This window comes from Micromonospora sp. NPDC049175, assembly GCF_043197345.1.
Taxonomy (GTDB): domain Bacteria; phylum Actinomycetota; class Actinomycetes; order Mycobacteriales; family Micromonosporaceae; genus Micromonospora.
The window spans coordinates 1-15729 of record NZ_JBICSY010000005.1 but is presented as its reverse complement, the minus strand read 5'-3'; the positions used below and the strand labels follow the sequence as shown (position 1 = coordinate 15729).

Sequence of the window (15729 nt, the reverse complement as noted above, 5' to 3'; positions counted from 1 at the left end):
GTGCACGGCAGCGGGTGTATCCCCGGCGTTACCGTCGGCGGTTATGCCGCCGTTACCGCATCCCGAGGACCATGGAGGGGTGAGAGTGCTGGTTGTCGAGGACGAGACCGTGCTGGCGGACGCCATCGCGGAGTGGCTGCGGCGGGAGTCGTTCGCGGTCGACGTGGCGTACGACGGTGACGCGGCGCTGGAGCGGCTCGGCGTCAACGAGTACGCCGTGGTGGTCCTGGACCGGGACCTGCCGGTGGTGCACGGCGACGACGTGTGCCGGGCGATCGTGGACGCGGGCGGGGAGACCCGGGTCCTGATGCTGACCGCGGCGGCGGCGGTCCGGGAGCGGGTGGCGGGGTTGGCGCTCGGCGCCGACGACTACCTGACCAAGCCGTTCGCCCTTGTCGAGTTGTCGGCGCGGGTGCACGCGCTGACCCGGCGAGCCCGCCCGGCGGCCCCGCCGACGCTGCGCCGCGCCGGTATCCAGCTCGACCCGGCCCGACACGAGGTACGCCGGGACGACCGGCACGTGGCGCTGTCCCGCAAGGAGTTCGCGGTGCTCGTCGAGTTGCTGCGCGCCGACGGCGCGGTGGTCTCCGCCGAGGATCTGCTGGAACGTGCCTGGGACGAGCACATCGACCCGTTCACGAATGTCGTCCGGGTCACCGTGATGAAGCTGCGCCGCAAGCTCGGTGACCCGCCGGTGATCGAGACGGTGCCCGGCGCGGGGTACCAGATCCGATGAAGCGCCTGACCATCCGTGCCCGACTCACCCTGATCTACGGCGGGCTCTTCCTGCTGGCCGGCGTGGTCCTGCTGGCCGTCACGTACGTGCTCGTCGATCAGCGGATGCCGCAGCCGTTCGGGGTGAAACTGAGCGACCTGCCGAAGACCGCCCCCACGACGCCCAGCGGGCAGAACATCGACAATGTGCGCGCCCTGTTGCAGGACGCGCAGGACGAGGCCAAGCGCAACGCCCTGGAGTCCCTGCTCACCCAGGGTGGCATCGCGTTGATCGTGGTGTCGGCGGTGGCGATCGCCTTCGGTTGGCTGCTCGCCGGCCGGGCGTTGCAGCCGCTGCACCAGGTCACCGACACGGCCCGGCGGATCGCCGGTGCGGACACCGCCGGCCGGGGCCTGCACGAGCGGATCGCGCTCACCGGCCCCCGCGACGAGGTACGCGAACTCGCCGACACGTTCGACGAGATGCTGGAACGGTTGGACCGCTCCTTCGACGGGCAGCGCCGGTTCGTGGCGAACGCCTCGCACGAGCTGCGTACCCCGCTGGCACTCAATCGGGCACTGGTGGAGCTGGCGGTCAGCCGGCCCGAGGCGTCGGCGGAGACGCGCCGGTTGGGTGAGTCGTTGCTGGCGATCAACGAGCGGCACGAGCGGCTCATCGACGGCCTGCTGACCCTGGCCGACTCCGAGAACGAGCTGACCGAGCGTACGCCCGTCGACCTGGCCGAGGTCTGCGCGCACGTCATCGACCAGGTGGGGAGGCAGGCGCCCGACGTCCCGGTGCGCCGGTCGCTGGCACCGGCCCCGGTCAGCGGTGACCCGGTGCTCGTGGAACGGCTCACCGTCAACCTGGTGGAGAACGCGGTGCGGCACAACCTGCCCGCCGACGGTTGGGTCGAGGTGCGTACCGCCCTGATCGACGGCCAGGCCACCCTCACGGTGACGAACACCGGTCCGGCGATCGCCGGCTACGACATCGAGACGATGTTCCAGCCGTTCCGCCGGCTGTCGCGGGAGCGGGTCGCCGGCGCGCGGGGCTTCGGGTTGGGGCTGTCCATCGTCCGCGCGGTGGCCCGCGCACACGGTGGCACAGCCGACGCGCAACCTCGCCCGGCGGGCGGTCTGATCGTCACGGTCACGCTGCCCGTGGCCGGACCGCCGGAGTGACCAGGCGGGGTGTCCTCAGCGGAAGAAGGCGCGCAGGACGGCGGCGGTCTCGGCCTCCAGGACGCCGCCGTAGACCTCGGGTCGATGGTTGAGCCGGCGGTCGCGGAGCACGTCCCAGAGCGAACCGGCCGCGCCGGTCTTGGGCTCCCACGCGCCGAAGACGACTGTGGAGACCCGGGCCAGCACCAGCGCCCCCGCGCACATGGTGCAGGGTTCCAGCGTGACCACCAGGGTGCAGCCGTCCAGCCGCCACTGGCCCGCCCGCTCGGCGCCCCGGCGCAGGGCCAGCACCTCGGCGTGCGCGGTGGGATCGCCGGTCAGCTCCCGCTCGTTGCGCCCGATGGCCAGCTCGGTCCCGTCCGGTGCGTAGAGCACCGCGCCCACCGGCACGTCGTCGACATCCGTGGCACCTGTGGCGGCACCGGCGCCGCCGGTGACGGCGACCTCCAGGGCACGGCGCATCCACAGCTCGTGTCGCTGCCGACGGCCGACCTCACCCGGGTCGGCCAGGCCCTCGTGCGCTCCCGGTCCGGCACGCCCCACCGCACCGGGAGTCGGCTGCCCCGGCCGGATCGTTTCCAGTGCCGGGTCGGTGGCGTCGGCCGGCTCAGACCTCACGCAGCTCCTCGACCTCGTCGACGCAGCCGAGCACCTGGCAGATCTCGGCGGTGACATCCGCCGGCAGCATCCCCTCGTGCGTGCACAGGGTCAACAGCTTCTGCGCGGAGATGCCCAGGTTGGCCAGCAGATCGGCCTCACCCACCGGATCGGCCTCCGGGTCGACGACGGGCTGCTCGCTCTCCTCGTCACCGGTGGTCACCGGGCGTGGCTCCTCGTCGCCGTCGAGCCCGGTCACCGAGGTCTTCAGGTCGCCGACCAGCAGCGCGCCCAGCGGGGACTCCTCGGCGTACGCGGAATCCGAACCGAACACCCGCAGGTCCTCGCCCTCGTCGAGACGCAGGATCACCAGGTACGCGTCATCGGCCTCGACGAAGAGCAGCGACACGTCGGCCTCCTGGTCGACGTCACGAAGCCGCTCGGCGACCTCGTCGATGTCGGTGGCGCCACGCAGGCTGACCTCGGCGGCGGTCCAGCCACTGTCGTCGCGCACCACGGCCGCAGCGAAGTACGACACGGTCCCCCCAATAGCCCTCGACACAGCGTCGACTCGTTACGCGTGCACGTTAGCCGGTCGGGTCGGCAGGCGACTCGTCAACGCCCCGAAGGGCCGGTCATTCGTGTCAAAGTCGGATCAGCCGGTTACTCGACGGCGGGTAGCGATGAGCTGGCGCAGATGCTCGGTGCGCTGCCGCTGGGGTCGGCTGCGCTGACGGACCGCGCGGGCGCCCGCCAACTCGGCGAGCAACTGCAGGCGGCGTCGACTGCGATCGGGGTCCTGTCGCGGGGTGGTCCAGGCCATGGACCCGAGCGTGCCGAGTCTCGGCGGCTACGTCAAGACGGCGTTCGCTACGCAGCCAACCGGGCACACGCCGCAGTCGTCGACAACCGCCCGATCACCACAGCGGCCAGTCACCACTCGTGGCCCAGCGGACCGCCACCACGGCGGCGGCGATGCTCCAGCCACCCGCCGTGACGATGGCCACCCCGGTGGCGACCCCGCGGTCGCCGAAGCGGACCAGCACCAACGCGGTCAGCCACGCCAACAGGCCCGCCACCACCGTCCACCACGCGTAGCTTGTGACATCGGTGCCGAGCAGGCCGAACAGCAGCAGCCAGGTGGCCGCCGCGCCACCGCCGGCCGCGACGCCGCCACCGGTGACCGGGTGCGGCTCGCGGTAGGTGGGACGGGACGGGGGCCCGGCGGGGAAGAGCCCCGACGGGACACGCGCCACCTGCGCTGCGGCGACACCGGGGTCCGGGCCAGGATCGGGTCGGGCGATGGTCACCGTCGCTGCCCTCCCTCACGCGCGCCGCTCGTGCTCACGGTACCGGTTCTGCCAGGATGACCGGATGCCCTCGCCGACGATCAGCCGCCGCGCGCGTTCGGCGTACCCGATCCTGCTGCTTCTCGCCCCGGTGCTGGCCGCCGGCTGCGCGACCACCCGGCCGGGGGTGCCGTCCGACGGCGCCCCGCAGACGCCGTCGGCGGTCTGGGAGACCGGCGACCAGCCCGTGTCGCCGTCGGCCGCGCCGACGGCGACCGTCCCGGCCCGCCCGAAGCCGTCGCCGGCCAGCCCGTCGGCGACGGCACCGCGCGCCGGGGTGCGGCATGTCTTTCCGGTACGCGCCGGCAACGTGGACTACCACCCGACCCACGGCGCGTACCCCGCCACGGATCTCTTCGCGAACTGCGGTGAACCGTTCGTCGCCGTGACCGACGGGACGGTGCTCGAGGTCAGTCGCGTCGACAGGTACACCAAGGGTGGACCGCAGGGCCCGGACAACGGCGGCCTGTCGGTCTCCCTGCTCGGCGACGACGGCGTGCGTTACTACGGTTCGCACCTGAGCGTCGTGTCCAGCGGCGTCGACGCCGGAGTGCGGGTCCGGGCCGGGCAGCAGCTCGGCAAGGTGGGGCGCACCGGCAACGCCAACAACGTCTGCCACGTGCACTTCGGCATCTCGCCGCCGTGTAAGGGCAAGGACGGCTGGTGGATCCGGCGCGGCGTGCTCTGGCCGGCGCGGTACCTGGATTCCTGGCGCGGCGGCGGCAATCGGGAACCGGCCGCCGAGGTCGTCACGTGGCAGCGCAAAAACGGGTGCCCGAAGGCTCCCTGACCGGTTCCGCAGCGACTAGGTTCGGTGGGATGAAGGCCCGGGACCCCATCGCCGACCTGCGCCGCATCGCGTTCCTGCTGGAGCGGGCCAACGAGGCGACCTACCGGGTACGCGCGTTCCGGTCGGCGGCGACGGCGTTGGCGGGCCTGCCGGCGACCGAGGTGGCCGCGCGGGCCGGCAACGGCACGCTCACCGAGTTGGCAGGTGTCGGCGACGTGACGGCCCGCTGCGTGGCGGAGTCGCTGGCCGGGGAGGAGCCGGTCTACCTGCGCCGGCTGGTGGCGACCGAGGGCAGCGACCTGGATGCCGAGGCCACGGCGCTGCGCGCCGCCCTGAAGGGCGACTGCCACACCCACTCGGACTGGTCCGACGGCGGCTCGCCCATCGAGGAGATGGCGCTGGCCGCTGTCGAGTTGGGCCACGAATATCTGGTGCTGACCGACCACTCGCCGCGGCTGACGGTGGCCCGGGGGCTGACCGCCGACCGCCTGCGTCGGCAGCTCGACCACGTGGCGCAGGTCAACGCGGCGCTGCCGGAGGGGTTCCGGATCCTCACCGGCATCGAGGTGGACATCCTCGCCGACGGCTCCCTCGACCAGGACGACGAGCTACTGGCCCGGCTGGACGTGGTGGTCGGCTCGGTGCACAGCGGCCTCAAGGACGAGCGGTCGAAGATGACCCGGCGCATGTTGGCCGCGGTCGCCAACCCGCACCTGGACATCCTCGGTCACGTCACCGGCCGGATGGTGTCGTCCCGCCCGGCCGGGGTGACCGGTCCGGGCGACCGGGGGCACCGCGCCCGGACCAGGGCGGAGAGTGACTTCGACGCGGATGCCGTCTTCGCCGCCTGCGCCGAGCACGACACCGCCGTCGAGATCAACTCGCGGCCGGAGCGGCAGGATCCGCCGAAGCGCCTGATCCGTCGAGCGCTGGAGGCTGGCTGCCGGTTCGCCATCAACACCGACGCGCACGCGCCCGGCCAACTCGACTGGCAGCGGTTCGGCTGCGAGCGGGCCGCCCTCTGCGGCGTCCCCGTCGACTCGGTGGTCAACACCTGGCCGGCGGACCAGCTGGTCGCCTGGACGCGCGAAAAGTCCTGACCGACTCGACGTCTCGGGCCGAGCCGGGCCGGGCCGGCGCCCCTCAGTGGTGGGCGGGCTCGGCGACGGGAGCGGCGGGAGCGGCGGGAGCGGCGGGAGCGGCGGCGCCGACCACCGGGCGGGCCTCCCGGCGCCCGAACACACCCTGCGCGACCGCGACCCCCAGCAGCACGATGAGCGCGCCGACCGGCTGGTGCCAGTTGAGCCGCTCGTCGAGCGCGACGGCTCCGATCAGTACCGCGAAGATCGGGATCAGGTACGTGACTGTGGACGCGGTGCTCGCGCCGGCCACCCGGATGTTGCGCATGTTGATGACGAAGGCGAGCCCCGTGCCGAGCGCGCCGAGGGTCAGCACGCTGGCGACCACACCCGCCGACAACTCGGTGGGCAGCGGCGGCAGGCCGGCGACGAACGGGGCGACGACTGCCAGTTGCGCGGCGGCGAGCAGCAGTTGGGCGGCGGAGAGCGACAGGCCGGAGTGCTCGCTACCGGCGATGAACCGCTTCTGGTACGGGATGGCGACGCCGTAGCAGGCGGCCGCGCCGAAGCACATCAACTGCCCGGTGAAGTGCGCTCCGCCGATGCCCTCCCAGACCCCCAGCACCACAAGCACCCCGAGGAAGCCCAGCCCGAGACCGATCGCGCTCCGCACGGTCAGCCGCTCGGTGCGGAAGACCAGCACCGCGAGCGGCAGCACGATCAGGGGCGTGGTGGCGTTCCAGATGCCGGCGAGCATCGACTCGACCCGCTGCTCGCCGTAGCCGAACAGGGTGAACGGCACGGCCACGCCGAACGCGGCGACGACGGTCAGGTGCGCCCAGATCCGGGGCTCGCGGGGCAACCGGTCGCGCAGCACGGCGAGGACGACGAGCAGGGTCAACGCGCCGGCGGCGACCCGGTAGAGGGTGAGCTGGACCGGGTGCAACTCGGCCACCCCGACCTTGATGAACAGGAAGCTGGAACCCCAGATCGCGGCGAGGGCGACGAAGCCTGGCAACCAGGCGCGAACCGGCGCCTTGTCAGGAGTGGTATCGGCAGTCACCCCTGACACTCTGCCGGAACCCACCGACAAAGTCGCGCGCCTTTCGGACCTTGCGCCGCTCGTCACGTCAGTGGCCTGAACACGACAAACGTCGTCGACACGGAGGCGGGGCGGTCACGTAGGGTCGCAGCGTGGGACGAATCGATGAAATCGCCAACCGTTACGTGGCCGAGTGGGCGCCGTTGAGCCCCACCGGCGCGACCTTCGTCGGCATTGCCGGCCATGAAGACAAGCTCGACGACCTCTCACCGGAGGGTTACCAGGCGCGCGCCGACCTCACCCGCCGGACGCTCGCCGAGCTTGAGGTGACCGAGCCGCAGACCGAGTCCGAGCGGATCGCCAAGGAGTCCATGCAGGAACGCCTCGGCCTGGACCTGGCCCGGTACGACGCCGGCGAGACGACGAGCGGCATCAGCGTGATCGAGAGCGGGCTGCACGAGATCCGCATGGTGTTCGACCTGATGCCGACCGCGACCAGCGACGAGCAGGCGAACATCGCGGCCCGGCTCAACGGCTTCGCCGGCGCGCTGGAGAACTACAAGGTCACCCTCCGGGAGGCCCTCGCCGCCGGTCAGGTCAGCTCGAAGGTGCAGCTGGTCGAGGTGGCCAAGCAGTGCGACATCTGGGTCGACCCGACCCAGGACAACTTCTTCCACGGGCTGGTCGAGCGGCTGGGCGCGGAGGGCTCGCTCGGCGCGGAGCTGCGGCGGGGCGCGGCGGCGGCGACCGCGGCGACCGCCGAGTTCGGCCAGTTCCTGCGGACGGAGTTGGCCCCGCACGGGCGGGACAAGCAGGCCGCCGGCCGGGAGCGCTACGAGCTCGCCTCGCAGTACTTCCTCGGCGCCAAGATCGACCTGGACGAGACGTACGCCTGGGGCTTCGCGGAGTTGGCCCGCCTGGAGGCGGAGATGCGTGTCGTCGCGGGGCGCATCGCCGGCTCCGGTGCCACCGTCGACGAGGCCGTGGCCAGGTTGGACGCCGACCCGGCCCGGACCATCCAGGGCAAGGAGGCGTTCCGGGACTGGATGCAGGCCCTCGCCGACAAGGCGATCGCCGAGCTGCACGGCACCCACTTCGACATCCCGGAACAGGTACGCCGCATCGAGTGCTGCCTCGCCCCGACCAGCGACGGCGCCATCTACTACACCGGCCCCAGCGAGGACTTCTCCCGTCCGGGCCGGATGTGGTGGGCGGTGCCGCAGAGCATCACCGACTTCTCCACCTGGCGGGAGGTGACGACCGTCTTCCACGAGGGTGTGCCCGGTCATCACCTCCAGGTGGCGCAGACCGCTGTCCGGGCCGACCTGCTCAACCGCTGGCAGCGACTGCTGTGCTGGGTCTCCGGGCACGGCGAGGGCTGGGCGCTCTACTCGGAGCGGCTGATGGACGAGCTGGGCTACCTGGATGATCCGGGCGACAAACTGGGCATGCTCGACGGCCAGGCGATGCGTGCCGCACGGGTGATCGTCGACATCGGGATGCACCTGGAGCTGGAGATCCCCAAGGACAATCCGTTCGGCTTCCACCCGGGCGAGCGGTGGACGCCCGAGCTGGGCTGGGAGTTCATGCGGGCGCACTGCCGGGTGCCGGACGAGAATCTGCGCTTCGAGCTGAACCGCTACCTCGGCTGGCCGGGGCAGGCGCCGTCGTACAAGGTGGGTGAGCGGATCTGGCTCCAGGCCCGCGAGGACGCCAAAGCCCGCAAGGGCGCGGATTTCAACCTGCGGGAGTTCCACCGGCAGGCGCTGGACCTGGGCAGCCTGGGCCTCGACCCGCTGCGTCAGGCGCTGGCTCGGCTCTGAGACGACGGCTCTGAGTCACGACGGCTCCGAGTCGGCGACGGCTCCGAGTCAGCGACGGCTCCGAGTCAACGACGGCTCCGAGTCAACGACGGCTCCGAGTTGGCGACGGTTCCGAGTTGGCGACGGTTCCGAGCGCCGGCGGTACGACAACCGCCGGCGCTCCCGACCGTACGGCGGGTGCGGTTCAGCCGAGGGTCAGCGCCAACGCCGGTCGGGCGGTCAGCGTGTCACTCGTGACGTACGCCAGGTCGATGGCCGGGTCGGTGAACGTGATCGGGATGGGCGAGGTGACCGGCACACCGTCGGGCAGTGGCAGATCCGGCGTCAGGGTGATCTTGATGCCGATGAGCCGGCCGACGAACCTGGTGGCGTAGAAGGCCACGTTTCCGCTGACGGTCAGCCGGTCCGTCGCGTACCGCTGGTTGCGCCCGGCGGGGCCGTCGGCGCTGAGCAGGAAGTCGTCGGTCACCGCCTCACGCATGCTGAACTTCAGCACCTTGAGGTTGCCCGTCACGGTGCGCAGATCGGTGACGCCTTCGAACCGCAGCCCGGTCATCCGGACCGATGATCCGGTGAGCTTGGACGGCGTCTGCGCCACCGTCGGCAGGGTGGGATCGGCGGCGATGCGCGGCAGCGGCTTGCCCGGCTCCACCCTGCCCGGCCCGGCGGGGGTCGGCGTACCCGGCCGGCCCGGGGTTGGTGCGCCCGGCCCTTCGGGGGTCGCCGTGCCCGGGCCACCCGGGGTCGGCGGCGGGCAGTTGCCGTCCGTCGGCGTGCCGGTCGGTCCCGCGGTGGGCGTGCCGGCCGGGCTGGTCGACGGCGTCGGGGTCTCCGCACGGCGTCCACCACTGAGCAGATCGCCGACTCCGTCCAGGATGTCGGTGACCACGTTGCCGTCCGGGTCCGGGCTCGCGGCCGGCGTGGCCGGGCTGTGGCTGGGCGACGGGCTGGCATCCCGGGACGGGGTGGGGCAGGCGGTCGGGGCGAGCCGGCTCGGGGCGGCCCGCACCACTCGGGGTTGGACGGCAAGCACACCGGCGGCCAGGCCGAGCACCAGCAGAACGATGCCGAACGCTCGGCGCGGATCGGTGGCTCGCCCCGACCGCGCGGGCGGCTCGCCGCCGTCGGACGCCGGGGCCGCCGTCGGAAAGGCAGCGCCGTCGACGCCAGTCCGCTCGACAAACGACCCCTCCACACCGGCCAACTCGACCCCCGACCGCTCCACGCCAGCCGGCTCGGCCATCGGCCCCTCACCGCCAGCCGGCTCGACATCCGACCGCTCCACACCAGCCGGCTCGACCATCGGCCCCTCACCGCCAGCCGGCTCGACGCCAGCCGGCTCACCGCCTGCCTGTGGCGTGGTCGGTGTCCAGGCGAACGCGAGCGCACTGCCGACGATGCCGAGCAGCAGACCGACGAAGAAGCCGCCGAGGTTGAGCCCGATCAGCGAGTAGACCGCGGTGACCGCCGCGACGATCGAGTAGAACAGGCGCTGCGCCGGCGTGAACCACAGCAGCAGACCGCAGGTGACCAGGATGACCGGGATCAGCAGCGAGAGTAGACCGCTCGCCCCACTGTGGAAGCTGAGGCCGTTGAGGGTCATCCGGGTGGACGCAAACATCTCCAGCCCGGCCAGGGCGGTGAGCAGGCCGCCGGTGAACGGCCGACTGCGCCGCCAGCGGCGGAAGAGCCGCCACGCCTGCGCCGGACCACCGGGCCGGGCGTGGGACGGGTTCGCGGTTGTCACGTACTCCTCCTGGCCACGCGGGGAAAGGGACACGGGCCGGACCCGCGGCGGTGGCGCACCGCGGGCCTCGGCTCACCTCAGAAGCACTCCTTGCCCTTGGCGTCCTCGCCCACGTTCACCTTCAGCCGAAGCCCGACCAGGTTGAACGTGGCGGCCGTGGTGTAGCGGGACACCTGCTGCAGGTTGGTGATCGTCACGTGGTCGGAGTTCTGGCCGAACGAGCCGGCCTGCGCCGTCGGGTTCAGGTCGGTGGCGTCCCGACCGATCTTGATGTTGGTGAAGGTCGCGTTGCCGTCCAGCGAGTCCATGGCGATCAGCAGGTCCTTGGCCCGTGCGGGCTCCTTGCCCTCACCGGCGTTGATGGTGAGCACCACCGGCAGGCCCGGCAGGTCCGCGCGGACGGACTGGCAGAGGCTGTACAACTCGGCGCTGCTGATCTCGGAGAGCGCGATCGGGTGGACCTGACCGGCCTTTCCGTCCTTGCCCTTTTCCCGGACGATGCCGCCGTACTGCTTGAAGCCGTCGCCCTCAAGGCGATCGGCGCCGATCTTGAAGGTCTGACCGGAGACCGTGATGTCGGACGCGATGGCGCCTGTCGACATTCCGAACAGGATGGCGCCCGCGGCGGCGGTGGCGGGCACCGCCATGGCGGCGAACCGCCGCCACCGGGTACGACCCTGATTGTTCAACCGATCCTGCACGGATTCCTCCTCGAGGTGGGTGCGCGCGGCTCGCCGGTGACGGTCTGGCGGCCCTGCGTGGGCCCGACATCTGTTACCGGCGGGTAACGATCGGGGTTGATGGTGCACCCGTTGGGGCGTAGGTCACAACCCCCGGCTTACCCGGCAGTAACAGGAGCTCGGACCAGCGCCAGCGCGAGGTCACGAAGGGTCGCGGCAGTTACCGGCAAAAGACGGCAAAACCGACGGAGGTACGTGCGATTCGCCGCAACTACTGCGGAGCGTGACGACATATAGTCGGATTACAATAATGTAACGACTGTAAAGCGGGCGGTTTCCCGCGCAGCCCCACCGGTCAGGACGCGGCCAGCCAGTCCTCGAGAAGGCGGTGGTCGATCGCGTCGACGCGCCCGAGCGTACGGCCGGAAGCCACCCGGTCCCGCAACTCCGCCCGGGTGAACCAGCGCGCCTCCAGCAGCTCCTCACCGTCGACGCGTACCTCGTCGGACGTGGCGGTGGCCCGGAATCCCACCATGAGGCCGGCGGGGAACGGCCAGGCCTGCGACCCCTGGTAGGTCACGTCGGTGACGGTCACGCCCGCCTCCTCGGCCATCTCCCGACGGACCGCGTCCTCCAGGCTCTCGCCGATCTCCACGAAGCCGGCAAGTGTCGAGAACGCGTCCTCGGCCGCACCGGCGTGCCGGGCCAGCAGGCACCGATCCGGCGTGCCGGGTGCCTCGACCAGCACGATGATCGCCGGTTCGATCCGGGGAAAGAGGAGACGCCCGCACTCACCGCCGGTGCAGGTACGCATGTGCCCGCCGCCGTCCGCGACGGCCGGCGCCCCGCACGTCCCGCAGTACCGCTGCTGCCGATGCCAGTGCAGCAGACCCCGGGCGTACGCCTGGACGGCCGCCTCACCCGGTTCGAGTCGCCCGACCAGGGCCCGCACGTCGACCGAACGTGCCGCACCGGCCATCTCGACGGCGGCCCGTTCGGGGAGTGCGGACAGGTCCACGGCGAACACGGCGACGTCACCGTCGAGCCCCAGGAAGACCGTCTCACCCGCGGCGGACCGGACGAGCGACGCCCGCTCCGCGGTGAGCCGGACCGGCCCGTCCGCGTCGACGAGACAGCGGTCGCGCCACAACGCCAACACCACGGTGCTCGACTCGGCGAGCAGTGCGCTCAACCGGGTCGGATCGGTACGCAGAAGACCCGCCCGGTCCAACCAACCGCCGCCGTACGCCAACACCCGCTCCGCAGTGTCCACCCGGTCACCGTGCCACGTCTCCGGTCCGCCGCCGGCACCGCCCCCGTGCTCCGACGACACGAGCGACACGCGGTAGCAGCACCGGATGGGCACGGCCGGGCATTCGTTACCGTAGGTGCCTCCGGGAGCGCGTATCTCCCGCGGCACCCTGGCGATCGAGGTTGCAGTGACGCTGTACGGCGAAAAGAGTCCCACCGCCGACGACCGGCCCACCGTGCAGGTCACCGCTGTCACCTGGCCGGACGACGGACCGGTGACGACTCCCGCCCCGGGCGATCCGGAGGGCGGCCCGAGCCGACCCCGCCGCGTACGAACGCTGCTCGCCGCAGGCGTCACCGGTGGCGTCCTCGCCGCGGTGGCGGGTGCCGGCGCCTGGGCGTACGCCGGTGACGTTCCCCGTGGCACGAGCGTGCTCGGCACCGAGCTGGGCGGCCGGAGCCGCGCGGACGCCGACCGGGAGTTGCGGGCCGAACTGGACCGGCGGGCGGCGGCTCTCGCCGGCCCATTGAAGATCACTGTCGACGGGCGGACCGTCGAGATCAATCCGGCCGAGGTGGGGTTGGCCGTCGACGTGCCGGCGACAGTCGCGGCAGCGGCCGCGGCCGACGCGCACCCGGTCAGCCGTCTGGTCGGCTCCCGCACGGTCGACCCGGTGGTCACCGTCGACGTGGACCGGTTGGACGACGCGCTCCGTAAAATGCTCGGCGACCAGGCCCAGGGAATGACGATGCCGGCAATCACCTACCAGGGCACCACGCCGAAGGTCGTACAGCCCAAGCCGGGGTTGACCCTGCAACCGCAGCGCTCGGCCGAGGTGGTGCGCGCCGGCTGGCTGGCCGGCACCCCGGTCACCGTGCCGCTCGTGGAGAGCCACCCGGCGACCACCCCGGAGGAGCTGGACCGGCTGGTCACCGAGCTGGCCAAGCCGGCGGTCGCCGCACCGGTCACCCTGCGTACCGACAAGGGGTCGGTGCAGGTCCCGCCCGCCGCCATCGCGAAGAGCCTGCGGTTCACCGCCGACAAGGCCGGCAAGCTGACCCCGTCGGTGGACGTCAAGCGACTGCGGGCGGCGCTCGGCGACAGCCTGGCCACCATCGAGGTGCCGCCGAAGGACGCCACGATGACCATCGTCGGTGGCCGACCCACCACCAAAGACGGGCGACCCGGGCAACAACTGGACGCCGCGACACTGGGTCAGAACCTGCTGGCGGTCCTCCCGAAGGCGGACGGCCGCGAGGTGACCGGCGAGCTGAAGCCGACGCCACCGGAGCTGACCGCGGAGAAGCTGGCCGGCCTGGGCATCAAGGAGCGGGTGTCCACCTTCACCACCCGTTTCACCGGCGGCATGGCCTCGTCGCGCAGTCAGAACATCGCGACAATCGCGAAGGAGGTGGACGGCACCGTCGTCCTGCCGGGCAAGACGTTCTCGTTGAACGGGCACACCGGCGAGCGCGGCTACGCACAGGGCTACCGGGACGCGCCGGTCATCCTCGGCGGCAAGCTCGTGCCGGGCGTCGGCGGCGGCACCTCACAGTTCACCACCACGTTGTTCAACGCGACCTACTACGCCGGACTGGAGGACGTCGAGCACAAGCCCCACTCGTACTGGTTCGACCGCTACCCGGCGGTCATCGAGTCGACGATCTTCTGGCCGGACCTGGACTTCAAGTTCCGCAACAACACGGAGTACGGCGTCCTCATCGACACGTCGCACACGTCCAGCACGATCACCGTGTCGATCTGGAGCACCAAGATCTACGACAGCGTGAAGACGGAGTACGGGCCGCGTCGCAACATCACCACACCGAAGCTGATCCACCTGGAGCCCGGCCCCTCGTGCATCGCGACAAACGGCATCAACGGTTTCGCCCAGGACGCCTTCCGGGTCATCAAGAAGAACGGCGCGGTGGTCAAGCGGGAGAAGTTCACCTGGCGCTACGACGCCGAGCCCCGCTACGTCTGCGGGCCGAAGCCCTCCTGAGCCTCGACTGTCCGGCGCACGAGCCGAACACTCAGGACCACCGTGACCACGACAAGCACCGTCCCGGCGGTCCAGAGCGGATAGGCCACCGTTCGGGTGTCCAACGACGTCTCGTGGGACCTGCCGTCATCCGCGGTTGCCCAGCGGTACAGCCAGCTGAGCAGGTAGAGGACGGCGGTGCCGACGACAGCCACGAACCACGACCAGATCGTCCGGGCCGGCGGCCACCGCACCGCATCTCCCAGCCACTCCGTCGTACGCCGCACGTAGTACTGCCAGGTGACGACGGCAGCGACCGCGACGAGTGCGGTGAGTATCCACAGCCAGTCCGCCGCAGCCGGCACGAATCCGTACGGGAACGGTTCGCTCAGGATCATGTACGCGTAGAAGGCAGGCACCGCGTCGACGTTGCCATGGGTGGCGATCTCGATGCGGGACTCATAGTGCCCCACCGTGAGAATGGTGCGGACCACATCGACGACCGCCCACACAGTCAGCGCGACCGCTGACAGCCGCGCCGTGCCCCGAAGCCCGCGTGAGGGCTGATTCGACGTGCGCGCCGCAACGTCTGGTTCGCCGACAGGCGGCCTCATGAGCACTCCCACGTCCCGAAGGTAACCACGGAAGTATCGACCTGACCCGGTGCCAGCGCGACCCCGTCCAGATCTGACCCGGTGCCAGCACGATCTTGTCCAAAGTTGACCCGGCGCCGGCGCGACTCCGTCGAGACCTGGCGCCTTGCCTGTGTCGTGCGGCGCGGGCCGGATCGTCCGGGTGAGCACGGCACGGGCCTAAGGGTGCGGTCCTTTGATCGACTCGGGTTCCTGGATATCGGGGTGTCTGGCACCTGCGGATACCCCGACATTGGTGATCGACTCGGATTTCCGGGATATCGGCGGGTTCCGCACCCGCAATTCCCTGACGTCAAGGACGCCGAGTCGACCACTTCGCGGCCCGCCGGCTACCCGGCGAGTTGATCGCCCGTCCAGAGTCGTCCGACTCGGCTTTGCCAATATCGGGGCGTCAACCGGGCACGGATACCGCCGATTCGGTGACTCCGAGTCGATCAACCGATACGTGCGGCCACGCAACCGATACGAGCCCAGTGTCATACGAGCCCCGCGTCGCCTATCCGCAGACTGCAGACCGCAAGGCCGCAAGATCGTGCAACATCCTGGTTGTAGTGGTATCCGCTCGGCGGTGAGGCCACTACATCATGGATCGAGCGTGACCTTGCCGGTTCCGGGCGTCTTGAACCCGCTGTTCCCGGCCTCACCGTCATCGGGTAGCCCTGAGGTCAGGAAATCCGGGTCGATCAACCAGAAGAGGCGAACGCAGATAGGGCCACCCCGTTGGGGGTGGCCCTATCTGAAGGATTGTCCGGCGGCGTCCTACTCTCCCACACCCTCACGAGTGCAGTACCATCGGCGCTGGAGGGCTTAGCTTCCGGGTTCGGAATGTAACCGGGC

The 15729-nt window shown here is 71.1% G+C and carries 15 protein-coding genes and 1 rRNA gene; 6 read left to right on the top strand and 10 right to left on the bottom strand.

The annotated features are described in order from the left end of the window. The first annotated feature begins 79 nt into the window (after positions 1–79). Both ACGFH8_RS20295 and ACGFH8_RS20290 read left to right on the top strand, forming a co-directional pair. A complete protein-coding gene (locus ACGFH8_RS20295) occupies positions 80–736 on the top strand; it encodes a response regulator transcription factor (RefSeq protein ID WP_357255565.1) in 657 nt (218 codons plus the stop codon). Continuing rightward, positions 733–1899, top strand: coding sequence for a sensor histidine kinase (locus tag ACGFH8_RS20290; RefSeq protein WP_393369164.1), 1167 nt, complete (start codon positions 733–735; stop codon positions 1897–1899). Before ACGFH8_RS20295 ends, ACGFH8_RS20290 begins: the two co-directional genes overlap by 4 nt. 15 nt (positions 1900–1914) lie before the next feature. Here the strand turns inward: ACGFH8_RS20290 and ACGFH8_RS20285 are convergent, their stop codons facing one another. The 4 genes from ACGFH8_RS20285 to ACGFH8_RS20270 all read right to left on the bottom strand — a co-directional run bounded on the left by ACGFH8_RS20285 (position 1915) and on the right by ACGFH8_RS20270 (position 3800). Continuing rightward, a complete protein-coding gene (locus tag ACGFH8_RS20285; RefSeq protein WP_393370424.1) occupies positions 1915–2361 on the bottom strand; it encodes a nucleoside deaminase in 447 nt (148 codons plus the stop codon). Positions 2362–2506: 145 nt separating this feature from the next. Then, a complete protein-coding gene (locus ACGFH8_RS20280) occupies positions 2507–3034 on the bottom strand; it encodes a tRNA adenosine deaminase-associated protein (protein ID WP_393369163.1) in 528 nt (175 codons plus the stop codon). A gap of 117 nt (positions 3035–3151) precedes the next feature. Continuing rightward, on the bottom strand, positions 3152–3319 hold the full coding sequence (locus ACGFH8_RS20275; protein WP_393369162.1) for a hypothetical protein: 168 nt from the start codon (positions 3317–3319) through the stop codon (positions 3152–3154). Positions 3320–3413: 94 nt separating this feature from the next. After that, positions 3414–3800: a hypothetical protein gene (locus ACGFH8_RS20270; protein ID WP_393370421.1), complete on the bottom strand. Its 387-nt coding sequence runs from the start codon at positions 3798–3800 to the stop codon at positions 3414–3416. On the opposite strand from ACGFH8_RS20270, the gene ACGFH8_RS20265 reads away from it, so the two are divergent. Then, positions 3799–4635, top strand: a complete 837-nt coding sequence (locus tag ACGFH8_RS20265) for a M23 family metallopeptidase (RefSeq protein WP_393369159.1) — start codon at positions 3799–3801, stop codon at positions 4633–4635. The two genes, ACGFH8_RS20270 and ACGFH8_RS20265, sit on opposite strands and share 2 nt — an antisense overlap. 29 nt (positions 4636–4664) lie before the next feature. Next, positions 4665–5735, top strand: a complete 1071-nt coding sequence (locus ACGFH8_RS20260) for a PHP domain-containing protein (protein ID WP_393369156.1) — start codon at positions 4665–4667, stop codon at positions 5733–5735. A gap of 43 nt (positions 5736–5778) precedes the next feature. On the opposite strand, the gene ACGFH8_RS20255 is transcribed toward ACGFH8_RS20260, so the two are convergent. After that, on the bottom strand, positions 5779–6777 hold the full coding sequence (locus ACGFH8_RS20255) for a DMT family transporter (RefSeq protein ID WP_393369153.1): 999 nt from the start codon (positions 6775–6777) through the stop codon (positions 5779–5781). 131 nt (positions 6778–6908) lie between these two features. Here ACGFH8_RS20255 and ACGFH8_RS20250 point away from each other — a divergent pair, with 131 nt between their 5' ends. After that, a complete protein-coding gene (locus ACGFH8_RS20250; RefSeq protein WP_393369151.1) occupies positions 6909–8579 on the top strand; it encodes a DUF885 domain-containing protein in 1671 nt (556 codons plus the stop codon). A 184-nt stretch (positions 8580–8763) separates the two neighbouring features. On the opposite strand, the gene ACGFH8_RS20245 is transcribed toward ACGFH8_RS20250, so the two are convergent. From ACGFH8_RS20245 to nudC, 3 genes are all read right to left on the bottom strand, one after another. Then, the gene (locus ACGFH8_RS20245; protein ID WP_393369148.1) at positions 8764–10326 is read right to left on the bottom strand and encodes a DUF6114 domain-containing protein; all 1563 of its coding nucleotides are present in this window, start codon (positions 10324–10326) and stop codon (positions 8764–8766) included. Positions 10327–10403: 77 nt separating this feature from the next. Beyond that, positions 10404–11027, bottom strand: a complete 624-nt coding sequence (locus ACGFH8_RS20240) for a DUF6230 family protein (protein ID WP_393369146.1) — start codon at positions 11025–11027, stop codon at positions 10404–10406. 334 nt (positions 11028–11361) lie between these two features. Continuing rightward, positions 11362–12279 (bottom strand): NAD(+) diphosphatase, encoded by a 918-nt coding sequence (nudC, locus tag ACGFH8_RS20235; RefSeq protein WP_393369143.1) that lies wholly within the window; start codon positions 12277–12279, stop codon positions 11362–11364. A 166-nt stretch (positions 12280–12445) separates the two neighbouring features. Here nudC and ACGFH8_RS20230 point away from each other — a divergent pair, with 166 nt between their 5' ends. Further along, complete coding sequence (locus ACGFH8_RS20230) at positions 12446–14260, top strand: VanW family protein (protein WP_393369141.1); 1815 nt, start codon at positions 12446–12448, stop codon at positions 14258–14260. On the opposite strand, the gene ACGFH8_RS20225 is transcribed toward ACGFH8_RS20230, so the two are convergent. Further along, the gene (locus tag ACGFH8_RS20225; protein ID WP_393369138.1) at positions 14233–14712 is read right to left on the bottom strand and encodes a hypothetical protein; all 480 of its coding nucleotides are present in this window, start codon (positions 14710–14712) and stop codon (positions 14233–14235) included. The two genes, ACGFH8_RS20230 and ACGFH8_RS20225, sit on opposite strands and share 28 nt — an antisense overlap. Positions 14713–15638: 926 nt before the next feature. Next, a 5S ribosomal RNA gene (gene rrf / locus ACGFH8_RS20220) occupies positions 15639–15729 on the bottom strand; the annotation flags it as partial.